The sequence below is a fragment of the Segatella paludivivens DSM 17968 = JCM 13650 genome (genome assembly GCF_000373185.1).
Lineage (GTDB): Bacteria > Bacteroidota > Bacteroidia > Bacteroidales > Bacteroidaceae > Prevotella > Prevotella paludivivens.
In genome coordinates this window covers 17356-36816 of record NZ_KB890639.1, presented here as the reverse complement: position 1 = coordinate 36816, position 19461 = coordinate 17356, and the positions used below count along the sequence as shown (strand labels likewise).

At 35.5% G+C, this 19461-nt stretch carries 14 protein-coding genes and 1 tRNA gene; 8 read left to right on the top strand and 7 right to left on the bottom strand.

Translation table 11 applies throughout. The annotated features are described in order from the left end of the window. Nucleotides 1–12: 12 nt before the first annotated feature. Complete coding sequence (locus B045_RS0106340; protein WP_018463434.1) at nt 13–933, bottom strand: YitT family protein; 921 nt, start codon at nt 931–933, stop codon at nt 13–15. Then, the gene (gene leuS, locus B045_RS0106335; protein ID WP_018463433.1) at nt 930–3785 is read right to left on the bottom strand and encodes a leucine--tRNA ligase; all 2856 of its coding nucleotides are present in this window, start codon (nt 3783–3785) and stop codon (nt 930–932) included. Before leuS ends, B045_RS0106340 begins: the two co-directional genes overlap by 4 nt. A gap of 1129 nt (nt 3786–4914) precedes the next feature. Here leuS and B045_RS0106330 point away from each other — a divergent pair. Further along, nucleotides 4915–6381, top strand: a complete 1467-nt coding sequence (locus B045_RS0106330) for an alkaline phosphatase family protein (RefSeq protein ID WP_044067652.1) — start codon at nt 4915–4917, stop codon at nt 6379–6381. A 5-nt stretch (nt 6382–6386) separates the two neighbouring features. Here B045_RS0106330 and B045_RS0106325 read toward each other — a convergent pair whose 3' ends face one another. Next, nucleotides 6387–7265 (bottom strand): helix-turn-helix domain-containing protein, encoded by an 879-nt coding sequence (locus tag B045_RS0106325; RefSeq protein ID WP_018463430.1) that lies wholly within the window; start codon nt 7263–7265, stop codon nt 6387–6389. Between the two features lie 171 nt (nt 7266–7436). Here B045_RS0106325 and B045_RS0106320 point away from each other — a divergent pair, with 171 nt between their 5' ends. The 6 genes from B045_RS0106320 to B045_RS0106295 all read left to right on the top strand — a co-directional run bounded on the left by B045_RS0106320 (nt 7437) and on the right by B045_RS0106295 (nt 14459). Continuing rightward, nucleotides 7437–8783, top strand: coding sequence for an anaerobic C4-dicarboxylate transporter family protein (locus B045_RS0106320; RefSeq protein WP_025884135.1), 1347 nt, complete (start codon nt 7437–7439; stop codon nt 8781–8783). Between the two features lie 30 nt (nt 8784–8813). Then, nucleotides 8814–9863: an L-asparaginase 2 gene (gene ansB, locus B045_RS0106315; protein ID WP_025884137.1), complete on the top strand. Its 1050-nt coding sequence runs from the start codon at nt 8814–8816 to the stop codon at nt 9861–9863. 71 nt (nt 9864–9934) lie between these two features. Then, nucleotides 9935–11155, top strand: a complete 1221-nt coding sequence (locus tag B045_RS0106310) for a porin (RefSeq protein ID WP_018463427.1) — start codon at nt 9935–9937, stop codon at nt 11153–11155. 121 nt (nt 11156–11276) lie between these two features. Further along, nucleotides 11277–12689 carry an aspartate ammonia-lyase gene (gene aspA, locus B045_RS0106305; RefSeq protein WP_018463426.1) on the top strand — a complete coding sequence of 471 codons (1413 nt, stop codon included), beginning with the start codon at nt 11277–11279 and terminating at the stop codon, nt 12687–12689. Nucleotides 12690–12872: 183 nt separating this feature from the next. Continuing rightward, nucleotides 12873–13622: a YaaA family protein gene (locus B045_RS0106300; RefSeq protein WP_018463425.1), complete on the top strand. Its 750-nt coding sequence runs from the start codon at nt 12873–12875 to the stop codon at nt 13620–13622. 63 nt (nt 13623–13685) lie between these two features. Then, nucleotides 13686–14459 (top strand): peptidylprolyl isomerase, encoded by a 774-nt coding sequence (locus B045_RS0106295; protein WP_025884139.1) that lies wholly within the window; start codon nt 13686–13688, stop codon nt 14457–14459. 283 nt (nt 14460–14742) lie between these two features. Here B045_RS0106295 and B045_RS0106290 read toward each other — a convergent pair. Continuing rightward, nucleotides 14743–14827 (bottom strand) — tRNA-Leu (locus tag B045_RS0106290). Nucleotides 14828–15360: 533 nt separating this feature from the next. Between B045_RS0106290 and nadA the strand changes: the two genes are divergently transcribed. After that, the gene (gene nadA / locus B045_RS0106285; RefSeq protein WP_025884141.1) at nt 15361–16350 is read left to right on the top strand and encodes a quinolinate synthase NadA; all 990 of its coding nucleotides are present in this window, start codon (nt 15361–15363) and stop codon (nt 16348–16350) included. Between the two features lie 60 nt (nt 16351–16410). Here the strand turns inward: nadA and B045_RS0106280 are convergent, their stop codons facing one another. From B045_RS0106280 to B045_RS0106270, 3 genes are all read right to left on the bottom strand, one after another. Further along, a complete protein-coding gene (locus B045_RS0106280; RefSeq protein ID WP_018463422.1) occupies nt 16411–17106 on the bottom strand; it encodes an SIR2 family NAD-dependent protein deacylase in 696 nt (231 codons plus the stop codon). A 96-nt stretch (nt 17107–17202) separates the two neighbouring features. After that, on the bottom strand, nt 17203–17694 hold the full coding sequence (locus B045_RS0106275) for a hypothetical protein (RefSeq protein WP_018463421.1): 492 nt from the start codon (nt 17692–17694) through the stop codon (nt 17203–17205). 996 nt (nt 17695–18690) lie between these two features. Beyond that, entirely contained in the window at nt 18691–19461 is a 771-nt protein-coding gene (locus tag B045_RS0106270; RefSeq protein WP_018463420.1) for a sulfide-dependent adenosine diphosphate thiazole synthase, read from the bottom strand.

The following is a 19461-nucleotide window of genomic DNA, read 5'->3' as shown; positions in this document are numbered from 1 at the left end:
TGATACAGATTGTTATTTTTTTGAATCTAATGAATCAGTTTTTACTTTAACTCTCATCTCATCAAATCCTTCTCCATAGACACCAATAACGCTACTCTGACTGACGAATGCATTAGGGTCAATCATCTTGATAAGTCTGAATATTTCAGTACTCTCACGCTTTTTCGCCAAAATACACAGCACTTTCATCTGCTGTCCCGTGTACCATCCGTGACCGTCAAGTATTGTAACACCGTGTCCCATTTCAACACCTATTGCATTAGCTATCTCCTGATATTTCTTTGTAAATATCATAAACTGCACACTCTCTCGCCTTGCATTCATCACATAATCAAGCACGAAGTTTTCAATCACCATCGTACAGAGACCGAACACAATCTTGCGCCAATCCTGGAAGATAGGATACGTGCTACCGATAATCAGCAAGTCTACATACACCAGCACGCGTCCAAGACTGATATTATGGTATTTGTTTACTACCGCAGCTACAATATCAGTACCACCAGTAGAACCATTATTAAGGAAAACGATTGCCAATGCAGAACCCGTAAAAGTACAGCCGATAATCAGCGACATAAAATCCTGTCCGCGTCCCAACACTTGATGCATTGTTCCATCGGGATCTGTCATAATTTTCTGCGCCATCCACAACATAAAAGACAACATTAGGATTGCGTAGACAGTCTTGATCATGAACTTAAATCCCAATATTTTCAACGCCACTACCAATAGACAGACGTTGATAGCAAAATACGTATAAACAATTGGAATTTTAGTGGCATAAAAAACAATAGCGGCAATACCGGTAACTCCACCGGTAACGATTTGATATGGCAGCAAAAACACTGTCCAACCAAAGGTGTAGAGAAAGAGACCAATGGTTATCAAGAGATAATCCTTGACCTCATTCCAGATTTTTAGTCTCTCTATCATTTAATTACGATATTAACAATCTTCTTTGGAACTATGATAACTTTAACTATATTCTTTCCTTCAAGATATTTCAGACTTCTTTCGTCTTCAATAACTGCTTTCTGTATTTCATCATTGCTAGCATCTGTGGCAAAAGTCTTCTGATAACGAGCCTTTCCATTAAAACTGATGGTGAGCTGTATCTCGCTTTCTGCAAGATATTTCTCTTCATACTTTGGCCATGCTGCATCACAAACACTACCCTTTTCTCCTAAAGTGTGCCACAATTCTTCTGCAATATGTGGAGCAAATGGAGCAATAACAACTACCAAATTCTTCAACAAAGCCGCACTCTTACATTTCTGCTGACCCAATTCGTTTACTGCAATCATGAATGCACTGATAGCTGTATTATAGCTGAACTTTTCAATATCTTCACTTACTTTCTTAATCAGTTTGTGAACGCTCTTCAGACTCTCTGCAGTAGGCTCTTCATCAGTAATAGCAAGTTCGTCAGCATTCCTTACCCAGAACAGGTTCCAGAACTTTTTAAGGAATCTGTGGCAACCATCTATACCGTTGGTATCCCAAGGCTTACTTGCTTCAACAGGACCTAGGAACATTTCGTATAGACGAAGTGTATCTGCTCCATAAACTTCTACTATCTTGTCTGGATTTACTACATTGAACATGCTCTTAGACATCTTCTCTACAGCCCATCCGCATACATACTTTTCATCTTCAAGTATAAACTCAGCATTGTTGTATTCAGGACGCCAAGCCTTGAAAGCTTCTGTGTCTAGAATATCGTTGCTCACAATGTTTACATCTACATGTATAGGAGTTGTCTCATATTTATCTTTAAGTCCAAGACTTACAAACACAGGAGCTTTAGAATGGTCCTCGTTGTTAATACGATAAACAAAGTTTGAACGTCCTTGAATCATACCTTGGTTGATGAGCTTCTGGAATGGTTCTTCCTTACTGCTTACTCCATTATCAAACAGGAATTTATTCCAGAAACGACTATAGATAAGATGGCCTGTTGCATGCTCTGTTCCACCTACATATAAGTCTACATTCTGCCAATATTCGTCAGCATCCTTACCAACAAGAGCTTTATCATTACCTGGGTCCATATAGCGCAGATAATAAGCAGAACTTCCTGCAAATCCAGGCATTGTGTTCAGTTCGAGAGCGAATACTTTTTCTTCATCAATCAAACTCTTATCAACGATGCACTTGTTTGTTTCGTCCCAAGCCCATTTCTTTGCGCGTCCCAATGGAGGTTCGCCAGTTTCAGTAGGTTCGTATTTGTCTATTTCAGGCAATTCAAGTGGCAGACATTCTTCAGGAATCATCTGTGGCATTCCATTCTTGTAATATACAGGGAATGGTTCTCCCCAATAGCGCTGACGAGAGAATGTAGCATCACGTAAACGATAGTTTATCTTTACCCTACCAAGATTATGAGATGTAACAAACTCCTTAGTTGCAGCAATAGCCTCTTTTACAGTCTTACCATTAAGATTAAATCCGTCTAGAGTATTCACTCCGTTACGAGGACTGTTCATTACTACGCCTTCTTTTGCGTCAAAGCTTTCCTCACTTACGTCTGCACCTTCAATAAGAGGAATAATTGGCAAGTTGAAATGCTTTGCGAAAGCATAGTCTCTACTATCATGTGCAGGAACAGCCATAATTGCACCAGTTCCATAACCAGCCAATACATATTCGCTTATCCAAATTGGAATATTGTCACCAGTAAATGGGTTTACAGCATAACTACCTGAGAACACACCTGTAACTTTTCTATCACTCATGCGGTCAAGTTCTGTACGCTTTTTTACATAAGCAAGATACTCTCCTACTTCAGCCTTATGGTCAGAAGTTGTAAGTTCATCCACAAGTTCGCTTTCAGGAGCAAGAACCATGAATGTAACTCCGAAAATGGTATCGGCACGAGTTGTAAATATAGTAAAGTTTTTATCACTTTCGGCAATTTTGAATTGCATTTCTGTTCCTTCAGAACGGCCAATCCAATTGCGCTGTGTCTCTTTTATAGAGTCTGTCCATGCAACTGTATCAAGTCCATCAAGCAGTCTTTGTGAATAAGCAGAAGTACGCAAGCACCACTGCTGCATTTTCTTCTGTATTACTGGGTATCCACCTCTTTCGCTAACGCCGTCTACAACTTCATCATTTGCCAATACTGTTCCAAGTCCTGGGCACCAGTTTACCATTGTTTCACCAAGATAAGCAATACGATAGTTCATCAGCGTCTGCTGTTGTTCCTTGTCGCTCATCTTGTTCCAATCATCGGCAGTGAAAATCAATTCTTCACTTTCTGCCACGTTCAAGTCCTTACTTCCGTTTTCCTTGAAGTAAGCAATAAGATTTTCGATAGGCTTCGCTTTCTGACAGTTTTTGCAGAAATAACTGTTAAACATTTTTTCGAAAGCCCACTGTGTCCAATGGTAATATTTAGGATCACAAGTTCTAACCTCACGGCTCCAATCAAAAGAAAATCCTATTTTGTCAAGTTGTTCACGATAGTGATTGATGTTAGTTTCTGTTGTGATTGCAGGGTGCTGACCTGTCTGTATAGCGTATTGTTCTGCAGGAAGTCCATAAGCATCATATCCCATTGGGTTAAGCACATTGTAACCTTGCAAACGCTTGAAACGTGCATAAATATCACTAGCTATATAGCCTAGTGGATGTCCAACATGCAAGCCTGCTCCTGATGGATAAGGAAACATGTTAAGTACATAAAATTTCTTCTTGTCTTTGTTCTCAGCAACCTTATAGGTCTTATTATCAACCCAAGATTTTTGCCATTTCTTCTCGATTTCTCTGAAGTTGTATTCCATTGCAGTTATATAGTTATTTTATATTTTACTCAAAAAATATAACGCGTGCGCGTAATTATGTGCAAAGATAATGCAAACGAGTGGAAAAGCAAAATAAAAACACGTTTTAATTTTGTTTTCCCGAGTGCAGCTTATCTTCACCGTAGGTAGAGTAATGCAAACGAGTGGAAAAGCAAAATAAAACACGTTTTAATTTTGTTTCCCCAAGTGTACCTTACCTTCACCGCAGTAGAGTAGTGCAAGTTAACATCAAAACAGCAAGAATGTGCTTTTATGAAAAAAGACAACAACACATCATGCTTATTGCGACATGCTGAAATCTATCAATCTCGTCAAATATTTATTCATAATATAAGTATCAAAACAGTTATAAATAATTGTATTTATGTAAATATATTTGGCTTACAAATAAGCTCTTTTCTATCAAAGAATGTGGTCAATATGTGGTCATTTAGTCAAAGTCATTTTGGTCATTTTCAACTTCTGATACGGGGGATATATATACTTATATAAATTATATATTTAAATATATAATTTATATAAGGGGGCTGCCCCCCACTATGGAAATCCAAAATGACCAAAATGACTTTGACTAAATGACCACATCGTGAGGATAATCATATCTGAATGCCGCTAATTACACTCTGAACGCAAATTGTTAGCCTTGTAAAGTTGGCAATATCAGCACTTTAATGTTTTGAAATTAGCCCTCCAAACAACGAAACATTGAAATCGCTTGCCTAGAATGATAATTTGCCCTACCTTTGCACTCGTCATCCCAACGTAATGAGGACCGAAGAGAGAATTAGCGCTGCTCACCAAAGTCGAAAACACAAACCAAAATATCAATACCATGCCTCTGAACGACAAACTTAACATGATCATGAACAAACACAAAAGCAATTAAAGACATTCGAAAAACTTGGCTGTGAAGTCTATTGAGAATGCAATCCAACATCAATGAAACGGCAAGCCTGAGCGAATGGAAAAGAGAGACAAAGCGAATGAATTTGATAAACAAGAGTTACAATAACATGAAAATAGGGCGCATCTCCTGATAAAGGAATAGATTCATTTTGTCCTCTTCAATATTTCCACTACCTTTGCCATAACAATCAACAATATTATTATGAAGAAAATTTTTATTTTAGCATTATTGACATTATGCATGGTTGCCAATGCACAGATTAAACGTCCGAAACTTGTAGTGGGCGTTGTCGTAGACCAAATGCGTTGGGATTATCTTTATTATTACTATAACGAATATGGTAATGACGGATTGAAACGATTGCTTGACGAAGGGTATAGCTGTCAAAACACAATGATACCTTATATACCAACCGTTACTGCTATTGGACATTCAAGCATCTATACAGGTAGCGTTCCTGCAATGACAGGTATTCTTGGAAATGACTTTTTCATTAAAGGAAAAGCAGTTTATTGCTGTCAGGATGATGACGTGAAGAGTGTAGGAAGTGACTCTAAAGAAGGTCAGATGTCACCACACAGACTACTTGCTTCTACAATTGGAGACGAACTAAAAATAGCTACAAACTTCAAGTCAAAGGTCATTGGAGTTGCATTGAAAGACAGAGCCGCTATTCTTCCTGCCGGACATAGTGCTGATGCAGCATATTGGTGGGATACCAGTGCAGGACATTTCGTTAGCAGTACATTTTATATGAAAGAGCTACCAAAATGGGTTACTGATTTCAACAAACAAAATAGCACCAAACCTGGATTTGATATTAAGACCAGCGATCAAGGAGTGACAATGACATTCAAGATGGCAGAAGCTGCACTTGAAAATGAAAGACTAGGGCAGGGTAGCACTACTGATATGTTGGCCGTAAGCGTTTCATCAACAGATGCCATTGGACATGCTTATAGTACACGTGGCAAAGAAAATCATGATGTATATCTGCAACTAGACAAAGACATTGCACAATTCATGAAGGTTCTTGATGAAAAGGTTGGTAAAGGAAATTATCTATTATTTCTTAGTGCAGACCATGGAGGTTCACACAATCCAAACTTCATGCGTTCACATCGTTTACCAGCAGGAGGATTTGAAGGCTGGAACGTTGCTAAAAGTGTGAATGATACTCTACAAAAGCAATTTAAAACAACAGCCCGACTAATACTTGGTGAAAACTCATTACGTATATTTCTTGATCATGAAAGTATTGAGAATGCTGGACTAAAAGTTGATGAAGTTAAAGCTGCTGCAAAAAAAGAGTTTGAGAAATATGACAATGTAGCTTTTGTTGTAGATTATGATAATGTAGCAGCACAAAGTATTCCGCAACCTATACGTGAAAGAATAATCAATGGTTATAGTCGTGAACGTGGGGGAGATTTACTCCTTATTACCAACCCAGGTTGGATAGATGCAAGTAATGCAACTAATTATAAAGGTACAACCCACGGATTATGGAATCCAGATGATTCACATATTCCTTTGATCTTTATGGGATGGAATATCAATCACGGGGAAACTTCAAAGCCTACAAGTATGACAGACATTGCTCCAACAATATGTAGCATGTTGCATATTCAGATGCCTAATGCATGTGTAGGCAATTCAATATTTTAATAAAATCATTCGCGATATGCTTTTGGCGAGATTCCTGATTTCTGCTTAAAAAACTTAGTAAATGCCGATTGGTCATTAAATTTAAGCTCAGTTGAAATCTCGCCAATAGTTTTATCAGTCATCTTAAGCATTTTGCAGGCTTCGCTGTATAAGAAGCTTTGTAAATATCCACATACAGTATTTCCTGAAACTTCACGCACTATCCTTGAAAGATAAGTAGACGTGATGTTCATTCTGTCAGCATAGAAATTAATCTGTCTTTCCTTTTTAAAGTTGTTTGAAGCAAGGTGTATAAATATTTTGAATATGTTTTCCTTATGCTTCATGTCGTGTAATTCATTGCTTGCGCTGTCAATGAGTTCATTAACATGCATTTGAGCTAAATGCACAAGGAAACTTAGCATCTCCTTTTTATATAAATGTGGTTGATTTATTGTTTTTTCCACTTGCATTATTATTCCTAAAAGTTCAGAGATCTTAGCTTCTGTAATATCAAAATAGAGATATGAGTCAAGAATGTTGCGTTGAAAAATATCCTGCATATTAGGATCATTTTCAAGTATATTATTGTAGAAATTTGTCTCGCAGAAAAGAAAGTATCCATCAAGTTCGTTTGTACATTTAATGAATTCAGTGTTCTGCATAAGAGTCATTCTTATAACACTTTGCTGAGACAATACTATTTCCTTGTCATTAATCATAATCACAGCTTCTCCATCAATAAGCACAAAGATAGTATAGAAGTCCACATACTTCAATTGTTTAGTGATAGACTCAAATGTTTCCTGATTAACAGGCATTGTTGCCACTATGGCACCATATAAGTCTTTGATGTTGTTTTGAACAGCAAATTCCTGTAGATTATGTGAAATTCCCTTGTCCATAATATAAAATTTAAGGTCAATAATTGGCAAATATACAAAATGTTTCCGATTTTACAAAAAATGGTTAGAAATATATAAATACATGTCCAAAAAAAATATATAATTTTGCCACATGACATTAAACATTTGGTATTAATAGACAATTTCACCTAAACAATTAAACCTGCAAATATGGTAACCTTTTTAGTATTATTGCAATTCTTTATAGTTCTGGCATTGATTTTTATCGGTGCTCGCGTAGGCAGCATCGGACTCGGTATCTACGGAATGGTAGGTGTATTTATCCTAGTTTTTATCTTTGGACAGAAACCTGGTAACATTCCAATAGACGTGATGTTGATTATTGTTTCTGTAATAACCGCCGCGGCGACCCTGCAAGCTTCGGGAGGATTAGATTATCTTGTTGGACTTGCTGCGAAGTTTTTGCGCAAACATCCTGAACAGATTACATATTATGGTCCTCTGGTAACTTGGTTGTTTTGTCTTGTTGCAGGTACAGCACACACATCTTACTCTCTTTTACCTATTATATCTGAGATTGCCACAAACTCTAAAATTCGTCCAGAACGCCCATTAAGCGTTGCAACGATTGCCGCATCATTAGGTATTACGGGAAGTCCAGTTTCTGCGGCTACAGCTGCAATCATATCAACAGACTTACTTGGTGGAAAAGGTATTGAATTGAAGGATATTATGTTGGTGTGTATACCAGCATCACTTATTGCCATACTAGTAGCTTCGTTTGTACAAAATAGAGTAGGGAAGGAACTCGATGCAGATCCTGAATACCTGCGTCGTATTAAAGAAGGCATCATAAATCCAGAAGAAGACAAGAATAACATGGAGAAATTGATAACCACTCCAAATCCACGTGCAAAATATTCTGTAATGGCATTTATTTTAGGCGTATTATTAGTTGTGATATTCGGCTCTGTGCCTTCACTTCGTCCATCATTCAATGTGGATGGAGAGATGACTCGCTTGGGAATGCCTGAAACTATTGAAATTATCATGATGTCTGTTGCTGCATTGATATTACTTGTAGGCAAAGCAAATGTTGTTGAAGCAGTAAAAGGAAATGTTTTTGCTGCAGGTATGAACGCCATGGTGAGCATCTTTGGTATTGCTTGGATGGGAGATACTTTCTTTAACGGAAATCTTGAATTTTTCAAATCGCATATTGCAGACATTGTTACTCAGTACCCATTTTTATTCGCTGTTGCATTGTTCTTCATGTCAATCATGCTATTCTCTCAGGCAGCTACAGTTCGCACACTTTATCCTTTAGGAATAGGACTTGGTATAAGTCCACTTGCTCTTGTAGCAATGTTCCCGGCAGTGAATGGATATTTCTTCATTCCAAACTATCCTACAGAAGTGGCAGCAATAAACTTTGACCGAACAGGTACGACAAAGATTGGAAAATATGTGATAAACCATTCATTCCAACTTTCTGGTTTTATAACTACATTTGTATCAATAGGGGTAGGCTATCTTATCATAAACCTATTTTATTAATAAATTACTAACCTTTAAAAATATTCAGTTATGAAGACATTTAGAATTTCTATTTTGATGATTTTGGCTTTAGTGTTCACACTAACAATAAGTGCCAAACCTAAGATTCGTATTATCGCTACTGGCGGAACTATTGCCGGTGTAAGCGCAAGTGCTACTTCGTCTGCTTATGGTGCAGGACAAGTTGGTATACAAACTCTTATTGATGCTGTTCCACAGATTAAAGATCTTGCTGATGTAAGCGGCGAACAGCTTGTAAATATTGGTAGTCAGGATATGAACGACGATGTTTGGTTGAAACTAGCAAAACGTATTAATCAACTTCTAAACGAGGAAGGTTACGACGGTGTACTCGTTACTCATGGAACAGACACAATGGAAGAGACCGCATATTTTTTGACTCTTACCGTTCATAGTGACAAACCAGTGATTCTTGTTGGTAGTATGCGCCCTTCAACTGCTATCAGTGCTGATGGTCCAGCCAATCTTTATAATGGTGTGGCTGCTCTTGCTGATCCATCATCAAATGGTCACGGCGTAATGGCTTGTATGAATAATAAACTGATTGATGCAAAGTCTCTTATTAAGACTAACACGACAGATTGTGCTACATTTAAGGGTACTTATGGAGAAATTGGATATGTTTACAATGGTAAGCCATATTATATCCTTGAACCTACATATAAGCACACAACACAGAGTGAGTTTGATGTAGACAATCTTACTAAACTCCCATTGGTAGGTATCGTATATGGTTATGCTAATGCATCTCCACTTCCAATGCAGGCTTTCGTAAACGCAAAGTTTGACGGTATCGTTTTGGCAGGTGTCGGTGACGGCAATTTCTACAAAGATGTTTTTGACGTAGCAGTAAAGGCACAGAACAGTGGAATCCAGATTGTTCGTTCAAGCCGTGTTCCTACAGGTCCAACATGTCTTAACGGTGAGGTTGACGACAGCAAGTATCATTTTGTTGCAGCCCTAAACCTTAACCCGCAAAAAGCACGCATTCTTCTTCAGTTGGCTCTTACAAAGACCCACGACTGGCAACAGATTCAGAAATACTTCCAGGAGTATTGATGCTCACTATATGTGTTCTCTCATAAAAAATTTACGAAAAGACTTTTTAAAACTTAAGCATCAATAAAACTATGAAGAAGATATTGATAATAAGTGCGTTACTTGCTGCTACATTAACAGTAAGCGCACAAGGAGAAAATACTGGTATGGGCGGCAATGATGGTAATTATAAATCGCTTGCAGAAAAAGTGCTGAATTTGGAAAAGAAAAATGATGCATTCAACTTATATCTCAACTATGCTTATAGCTTTAAAGCTGAGAAAGTAGACGGACAGGACTGGGCAACAGGATTTGCCAACAAGCAGTTGCGTCTTGAGATAAAAGGTAATTTAGGTGATCACTTGTTCTATCGCTTTCGTCATAGATTGAATAAGGCTACAGACGCCAAGAGTCAAGATAATTTTGCCAAGGCTACAGACATTATGATGGTTGGATATAAGTTCAACAACAAAGTAAGTCTCCAAGCCGGTAAGATGTGTCAGATATGGGGTGGATTTGAATTTGACGAGAATCCTATGTATATCTATCAGTATTCTGATATGGTTGACAATATGGATAACTTTATGGCTGGTGTTATGGCTTCTTATAAGCCTGTTCCTTCTCAGGAAATTGCTGTTGAAATTTCAAATGCCAATAATGGTAAACTTGTTAATGAATATGGTGTAGGCGCGAAGTCTATTGAAAGTGACGGAACAACAAGTCGTACTCTAGAACAGGCTAATAGTCCTCTTACATATATAGTAAACTGGAATGGTAGTTTTGCAGGTGGACTTTTCAATACTCGTTGGTCATGGGGTACTCAGACTGAGGCTAAGAACAAATATTCAAGAATGCTTGTACTTGGACAGCAGTTAGCATTACCAAAAACTCAATGGTATTTCGACTATATGGGTGCATGGGATGCTCTTGACAGATTAAAGATTGCAAGTAGCGAACTGTCTATGCCTACAAGCGATGGTCAACCTGTTGCTGATAAGAACATGTACTTCAGTGATGTGCATTACAATTCATTTATAACAAAACTTAATTGGCAATTCGCTCCACAATGGAATCTGATGGTAAAAGGTATGTATGAGACCGCAAGTGTCAGTAAGATAGAAAAATACAAAGACTATAGAAAGTCATTTGCTTATATTGGAAGTATAGAATACTATCCTATAAAAGATCAGGACTTCCGCGTATTCCTTTCTTATATAGGACGCAAATATGACTATAGCGATAAATGTGGTCTGAAAGATTACAATACAAATCGCATAGAAATTGGTTTCATGTATAGAATTAAAGCATATTAAAAATATAATAAGGTAAAAAGATTTATTTGAAAATTAAAGTGTAATTTTGCACAACAACAAACAGAGAGTTGACATATTTCAATGATATTGTTGACTCTCTACAATAAATAAACTCAATATTATGGCAGAAGAAAAATTTAGATTAGAGTCAGATCTCTTAGGTGAATTAAAGGTTCCGGTTGATGCATACTATGGTGTACAGACACAGCGTGGTATCAACAACTATCATATCTCACGTAAGAAGATGCGTGACTATCCTGACTATGTAATTGCAATAGCATACGTTAAATTGGCTGCTATCCAGACTAACCATTCGCTTGGTGTGATCAATGATGAAATATCTGGCGCAATCAGCAAGGCTTGTCAGGAATTAATTGACGGAAAACTACACGAAAATTTCCCTATTGACATGATGCAGGGTGGGGCAGGTACATCTGTAAATATGAATGCTAACGAAGTTATTGCTAACCGTGCGCTTGAAATAATGGGACATAAAAAGGGAGAGTATCAATATTGCTATCCTAATGATCATGTGAATTGTGGACAGTCTACAAATGATGTCTATCCTACATCTATAAGATTGGCAATAATCAGAATGAATAAAAATCTTGTTGCTAGCCTTACTGGACTTATCAGTGCTTTCCGCTATAAGGGTGAAGAGTTTAAGGATGTCATCAAGATGGGACGTACACAACTTCAGGATGCTGTGCCAATGACCAGCGGACAGGAATTTAGTGCTTATGCTAACAACCTTGAAGAGGAAATATTGAATCTTGAACGTAACGTGAAGTTGCTTCATGAAATAAATATGGGTGGTACAGCTATCGGTACAGGATTGAATGCAGTCCCAGGATTTTCCAAACTATGTGCAGCTAATCTTAGCAAACTTACAGGTGAACCTTTTGTTTCAGCTACCGACTTAGTAGAAGCTACTCCTGATACAGGTGCATACGTAAGCTACTCTTCAGCATTGAAGCGTTTAGCTATCAAACTTTCAAAGATTTGTAATGACTTGCGTCTTATGGCATCAGGTCCACGTTGCGGTCTGAATGAAATAAATCTTCCTCCAAAGGCTCCTGGTTCATCTATCATGCCTGGAAAAGTAAACCCTGTTATTCCAGAGGTTACAAATCAGGTATGTTTCAAGGTTGTTGGAAATGACACAACCATTTCTTTCGCTGCAGAAGCTGGACAGTTGGAACTTAATGTAATGGAACCTGTTATTACAGAGTCATTGTTTGAGAGTTTGGTTTGGTTGAGTAATGCTATTGACACACTTGTAGAAGAATGTGTTCTTGGCATAACTGTCAACAAAGAGCGTTGCTATGAAATGGTAAAGAATTCTATTGGTATCGTTACAGCTCTTAATCCTTATATTGGTTATAAGACTTGTACAAAAGTTGCCAAAGAAGCGCTTGAGACAAACCGTTCTGTATATGATATTGTATTGGAACAGGGATTAATGACACAGGAGAAGCTTGACGAAGCATTGAATCCTAAAAACATGCTTGTTTCTCATAAGTTTTTAAAGTAGATCAACTATTATCAACTCAAATAAGTAAGGGGATTGTGTATAATATATATTACACTTTCCCCTTTTTTATTTTATTACAATTAAGTAATTACTTAATTTATCATTATAAGCACATACTTTATAATATTCATTTGTTTTATAAAGTGAAATCACTATATTTGCAAAATATTAATATTAGAATATATGCAGATACTGATAGGCTGTGCTAAAATAATGACCGGATGTGCTCCATCTGATATTTCATTTGCAACTGAACCTACATTTCAAAGTCAAGCCAATGACAATGCAATGCAGATGTTGAATTATTCTGTTGAAGAATTAGGTGAGATGTTGCATATAAACCGAGATATGGCTTTAGAAAACTGGAAACGTTTTCGTTCTTTCCATGATAACAGTATCCGTCAACCTGCAGCATTTTGCTATGATGGAATGGTTTACCAGAGACTTGCTCCCGAAACTCTTTCAGACAGCGAATTACGATATGCCAATGATCATCTTATGATTAGTTCTTTTTTATATGGCATTCTGCGTCCGCTTGACATGATTAATAAATATCGCTTGGAAGGTAATGTTATTCTTTCCAATCATAATTCAAAGTCAATATTTGATTTTTGGAAGCCAATTCTAACAGACTGGTTTATCAATAAAATCAAAGCTGATGATGGTATTCTTATCTACTTAGCTAGCGACGAAATGCGTAATTTGTTTGATTGGAAACGTGTAAAAAGTGAAGTAAAAGTTATCACTCCTAGTTTTAAAGTTATTAAAGACGGTAAACTAAAGACTATTGTCATTTATACTAAAATGTGTCGTGGAGCAATGGCACGCTACATCATTAAAAATAGAATTACCAATATAGATGAACTAAAATCATTTGAATATGAAGGTTTCAGTATTGATGATTCAAATGAAGAATGGAATTACGTTTTATAAAAAATATCAATCTATCCGCTTGCGGATATTAGTCTATAAATTATCACCTACATATATATGACAATGAAAAATAAAATTTTATTTTCTGTTTTGTTTGCAATATTATCGCTACCAATGTTTGCACAAAATAATAATCTGGATTCGATAGCAAAGTCTGTGGATGACAGATGTATAGTTTCTATAGAAACATCTTTGGGAAATATTAAAATTGCCTTATACAATGAAACACCTAAGCATAGAGACAACTTTCTTAAACTAGTAAAAGAAGGGTTTTATAATGGAATTTTATTCCATCGCGTAATACCTAACTTTATGGTTCAAGCTGGTGATCCATCAAGTAAAACAGCAGTCTCTGGACAATTGTTAGGCAATGTATCCCTAGATTATACAATTCCTGCTGAAATAAGGTTTCCTCAATACTATCATAAACGTGGTGCTGTGGCAGCAGCCCAAGAAGAAAATGCAAAAGATCATGCATCATCTTCATGCCAATTTTATATAGTAACAGGAAAAACTTTCGGTCCAAAAATGCTTGAAACAAAGCTTAACGAACTTACAGAGAAATCAGGAGGAACAATATTCTTTAATGACAAAATTAAAAACGATTATCAGACAATTGGTGGTGCTCCACATCTTGACGGACTATACACTGTATTTGGTGAAGTAGTGGATGGATTGGATGTAGTAGATAAAATACAAAATGTAGAGAAAGACAATAATAATCGCCCTATTAATGATATAAAGATACTTAAGGCCACTGTTGTAAAAGACCTTCCTATAAAGAAATCTTCAACTACTCAAAAAAATAATGAGCATAATAAAATGAGTAAAAAATAAAATTTCAACCCATAAGCGATAAAACTTTCTATAAATATGAATGCAATCCATTGGCGGAATTAAATCAGTGAATATTAAATTCTACCAATGGAATTGTTATTTATATACTAATACCGTGATTTTATTCAGCCCCATTTAGCTGACATTAGCAAAATGGTGTAATGTGCATTTATTTTCTATGCTATTAGCATTCATTATTTAATCTATAATAGAGTAGAAATACATTATATTACTATACAAAAAAAAGAGCTAAACAGTTAATAAACTATTTAGCTCTTTAAAGTGGTGCGCCCGATAGGACTCGAACCTACACAGCGTGAACTACTAGATCCTAAGTCTAGCGCGTCTACCAATTTCGCCACGGGCGCTTTTGCGAGTGCAAAGGTACAACTTTTATTTTAAATACAAAATATTTAATTGTTTTTTTTATTAAATCCTCATTTTCATCAAAAAAGTTATCCACAAAAAGTGTTGATAACCATGTTGAAAACTACTGTATAAGCAAACTAATAACTATGTAGATATCCACACACTAATATACACCCCCTTCATATTGTGGATATCCACATAGTTTTGAAATACTTTTTACGAAGTTTTCCACTAAAAAATCACAGAAAAAGATATAAACTTATTAACTTTGCAGAAAATACCAGAATTGTGGATAACTCTCTATCTTTCTGATATTCAAGAAGAAATTATAAGTTGTATGTGTGCATAAGTGATAGACAAACGTTGATAATAGAAAAAGCAAATATTTGAATATCATTTTATCAACTTATCAACACCACATCATACTACTCTTATTTCTTTTTATTAAATAGAAAAATAAATAATATAATAATAATATAGTGTGAATTAATCTGTTTAAAAATTAAAACACTGTATGAAAGATAAAACAAATATGGTAAAGAAAGAATGGATAGATAAGGGATATGTAGACGAACCTATTGACAAGTCTATTGATCTTAAAGCTGAGATACGCAGAATGTGTAAAGAGAAAGATGCTATTATTCTTGCCCACTATTATACAATTGGTGATATACAGGATATTGCTGATTTCGTTGGCGACTCTCTGGCTTTAGCACGTAAGGCTGCAGAGACTGATGCTAAGGTTATGGTTATGTGTGGTGTTCACTTCATGGCTGAAACGTGCAAACTTTTGAGTGAAGACAAAATAGTGTTGTGTCCTGATCTCACTGCTGGTTGTTCTCTTGCTGATAGCTGCAAAGCTGAAGACCTAAAGAAATATAAGGAGGAGCATCCTGGATATAAGGTTATAAGTTATGTAAATACAACAGCTGCAGTAAAAGCTCTTACTGATTGTGTTGTTACTAGTGGAAATGCAAAAAAGGTAATAGACAGTTTTCCAGAAGATGAAAAACTTATATTCGGTCCTGATTACAATTTGGGAAATTATATAAACAGCGTTACAGGTCGTAACATGTTGTTGTGGAATGGTGGATGCCATGTACACGAAAAATTCTCTGTAGAGGAGATTATAAAGCTTAAGAAAGAACATCCTGACGCAATTGTAATGGCACATCTTGAATGTAAAGCTCCTATTCTAGCTATTGCTGATATTAAGGGTTCTACTGCCACAATGTTGAATTATGCTCAGGCTAATGGTAAACATGAGTATATTATAGCCACAGAGGCTGGTATTCTTCACGAGTTGGAACGTACGTGTCCTGATGCAACATTCTATCCAGTTCCACCAGAAGTGTCTGAGGGAGGCTTAGGATGCAGTTGTAATGAATGTGAGTATATGAAGAAAAATAGTCTTGAAAAGATATATAATACGCTAAAATATGGTTGGCCGGAAGTTGTGGTCGATTCTAAAATAGCAAAAGACGCAGTTAAGCCTATTGAAAAGATGCTTAGTCTGAGTTAAATGATAATGGAGGATAAATTAATATTTATCCTCCATTACTTTTATAGTGATGTTTTTTTATTATTTAAGTTCTTTCATCAATTCTTTCATTCCGTTGCTAGCACCCATTTCAATGTGTTTTATATTACGATAGTTATCTGTTTTAACGGAACTTGGATCTATCAAATATATAGGTATTCCAGGATTACAGTATTGTATTAGTCCTGCTGCTGGATAAACATTAAGACTTGTACCGATAATAACGAATATATCAGCCTTTTGTGTTTCTTGAGCCGCAGGTTCTATCATTGGTACACTTTCGCCAAAGAAAACAATAAAAGGTCGTAGTAAACTTCCGTCACCAGCTTTTGTTCCTGGATTCACGTGGCTATGTTCAGGAGTCAATTGTTGAATGTATTTAGAGTTATATGGATTTATACTAGAACAAACTTTGGTAAGGTCTCCATGCAGATGAATAACTTTTGAAGAACCGGCTTTCTCATGAAGGTTATCTACATTTTGAGTGATAACAGTTACGTCGTATTCTTTTTCAAGTTCTTTTATCAGTTTATGTCCATCGTTTGGCTGTGCATCCCATAATTTACGTCGAAGCATATTATAGAAGTTGGTTACAAGAGTTGGGTCTTTTTCCCATCCTTCATGCGAAGCAACTTGTTCTACAGGATAATTTTCCCATAATCCATCATTACCTCTAAAAGTTTTGAAACCACTTTCCACCGACATTCCGGCGCCTGTAAGAAATACTATTTTCTTCATAGCGAATAAGCTTTAAAATTTATGCAATGCAAACATACATATTTTTTTTGTATTAAAATATTCAGAAAGAGAATAATTTTAAATTAATAATATATATTATCCCTCAGCTATTTGAAACGCAAGTCTTTCTGTTCCATTGTGTGTATGTATTATTCCGCAATATTTAAATTCATTTTTAAGCATTAAACTTTGCATAATTTTATTATCAGCATGAGTATCTATGCGAATATTCTGAATTTGTTTTAAGCACCATTTTATACAAGTTTTTGTAATACCGTGAGTCGTTCCATTTGATACAAGTCTGTGAATAACACCGTAAGGTTTATCATTCAACCATTTTCCGCTATATATTTTTTCGTAAGTAGGATCATTGCCTATAATAAAAGTAAATGCACCTACAATATTTCCTTCTTCATTTTTGCAAACATAAAAACTATCATTACTAATGTCTTTTGCTATAATTTCACGTGAGGGATAGCCATCTATCCATTGATTTGGATTTCCGTTGTTTGCCATAAAGTTGCGAGCATAATCGTATATAGATATAATTATTTCTAAATCATTATATTTTGCCTTTGTTATCGTCATATTTTTGAATGGATTTAATCAATGATACTTTATTTTTTGCTAAGTTAATTATTACTTTGTATTTAACAAAGACAATCACAGAAAAAATAGTAAAACATAATAATATAACTAACTTAATTTTTAGTGATTTTTTTATTACCTTTATATTTTGTTATAGTTCATATAATAGAAAAAATAAATAAATGTTTTAAAAACATACATACCTACATGTTTTTTTGTAAATAACTATTTGATAGTCTGTTAACTAATGTATGATAATCGAAAACCTACATGTATCCTACATTCAATTTTAGCTAATTTCTATGATAAAACAAGATGTTATACTTAATTTAGTGTGCAAATGAATATGCTTATAATAAAATAATATTGGAAATATATTTACTTAATATTAATAATATTTACTTTTGATAAAATGTAAATGTTTATTTAAATCAATTTAAAAGCTATATTGATTTATTAGAAATTCTATCATGATACTTTATAAATATAGCATTGAGTAATTACCTTTAATATCAACGAATAACACATGTAAAATCATAATAAATTAATTTGAATGTATTGAAGTGATAAGGCCCATATCACTCTGCGTTTTTCGAAGCATCACTGAGTGATAAGGCCCTAATCACTAGATAGAACATCGGAAAATATTCACAGATATATTTAATGATCTTTGTACCATAATTAGTAAAATATCGCAAAAAAAAGGTGCTATTTTATATTTAATGTCACTTTTAGCCCGATAATGTCACTTAATGTCACTCGCTGAAGCCTTATAAATAGGGCGTTTGTGACATTATGACATTAGTGACATTAAAAAAACTTTTTCTGGTAGAAGCTGTGTCTTTAGCCGTAATAGTTTAGATTTATTGTTAGATAAGTTGTCTTATCTTACCGGATTGGTTGTCATTCATACCTTTATGGTTGGTTAAAATAAAAGTTCTTTCAAGAAAAGAAAATATTTCTATTCAAGAAAGAACTTTCGTTTTTTCATAATACTTATTTTATACGCTCTATAATCATTTCGGCAACCTTCTTACCAGACATAAGCATACCACCGAAAATTGGACCCATACGAGGTGTACCAGAAACTGCTGATGCAGCCATTCCACATACGTATAATCCAGGATATATTTCTTTTGTGCCATTTACGACTTCTTCTTCACCCGCAATTACATCAAGTGAACGTTCACCTATTACATCCCCTGTTTCTGTGTCTAGTTTGATACCATTCTTTCTGGCAACAGTTTTGCATATTTCGCTGTCGTGACCTGTACCATCAATAACACATTTTGCCATTATATTCAATGGATCTACATGAAGTTTTTCACGAAGTACAGGAGTCCAGTTTACAACAATTCCACTAACAATATTATTTTTAAAAACTACGTCTTCAACAGAATAGCAGTTGAAAATGGTTGCACCTGCATGTACTGCATTATAAAGCAATGAAGAAGTGCTCTCAACAGAATCTATTGTAAACAGGTTATCATCGAAAGGAGTTGAATTTATATCAAAGTCTTTGATAATATCCATAGCCTCTTTTTGTATAACAACCTGATTAAACATCATAGCACCGCCCCACATGCCGCCACCAGGTGACAACTTACGATCAAAAAGAGCAACTTTTAATCCAGCTTTAGCCATGTAATAAGCTGCAACAATACCAGAAGGACCACCGCCAACAATAGCAACGTCAAGGTCCAGATTACTTTGTAATTTTTCAAAATAGGTATTTATTATACCCTTTGATACTTGTGTCTCAATCAT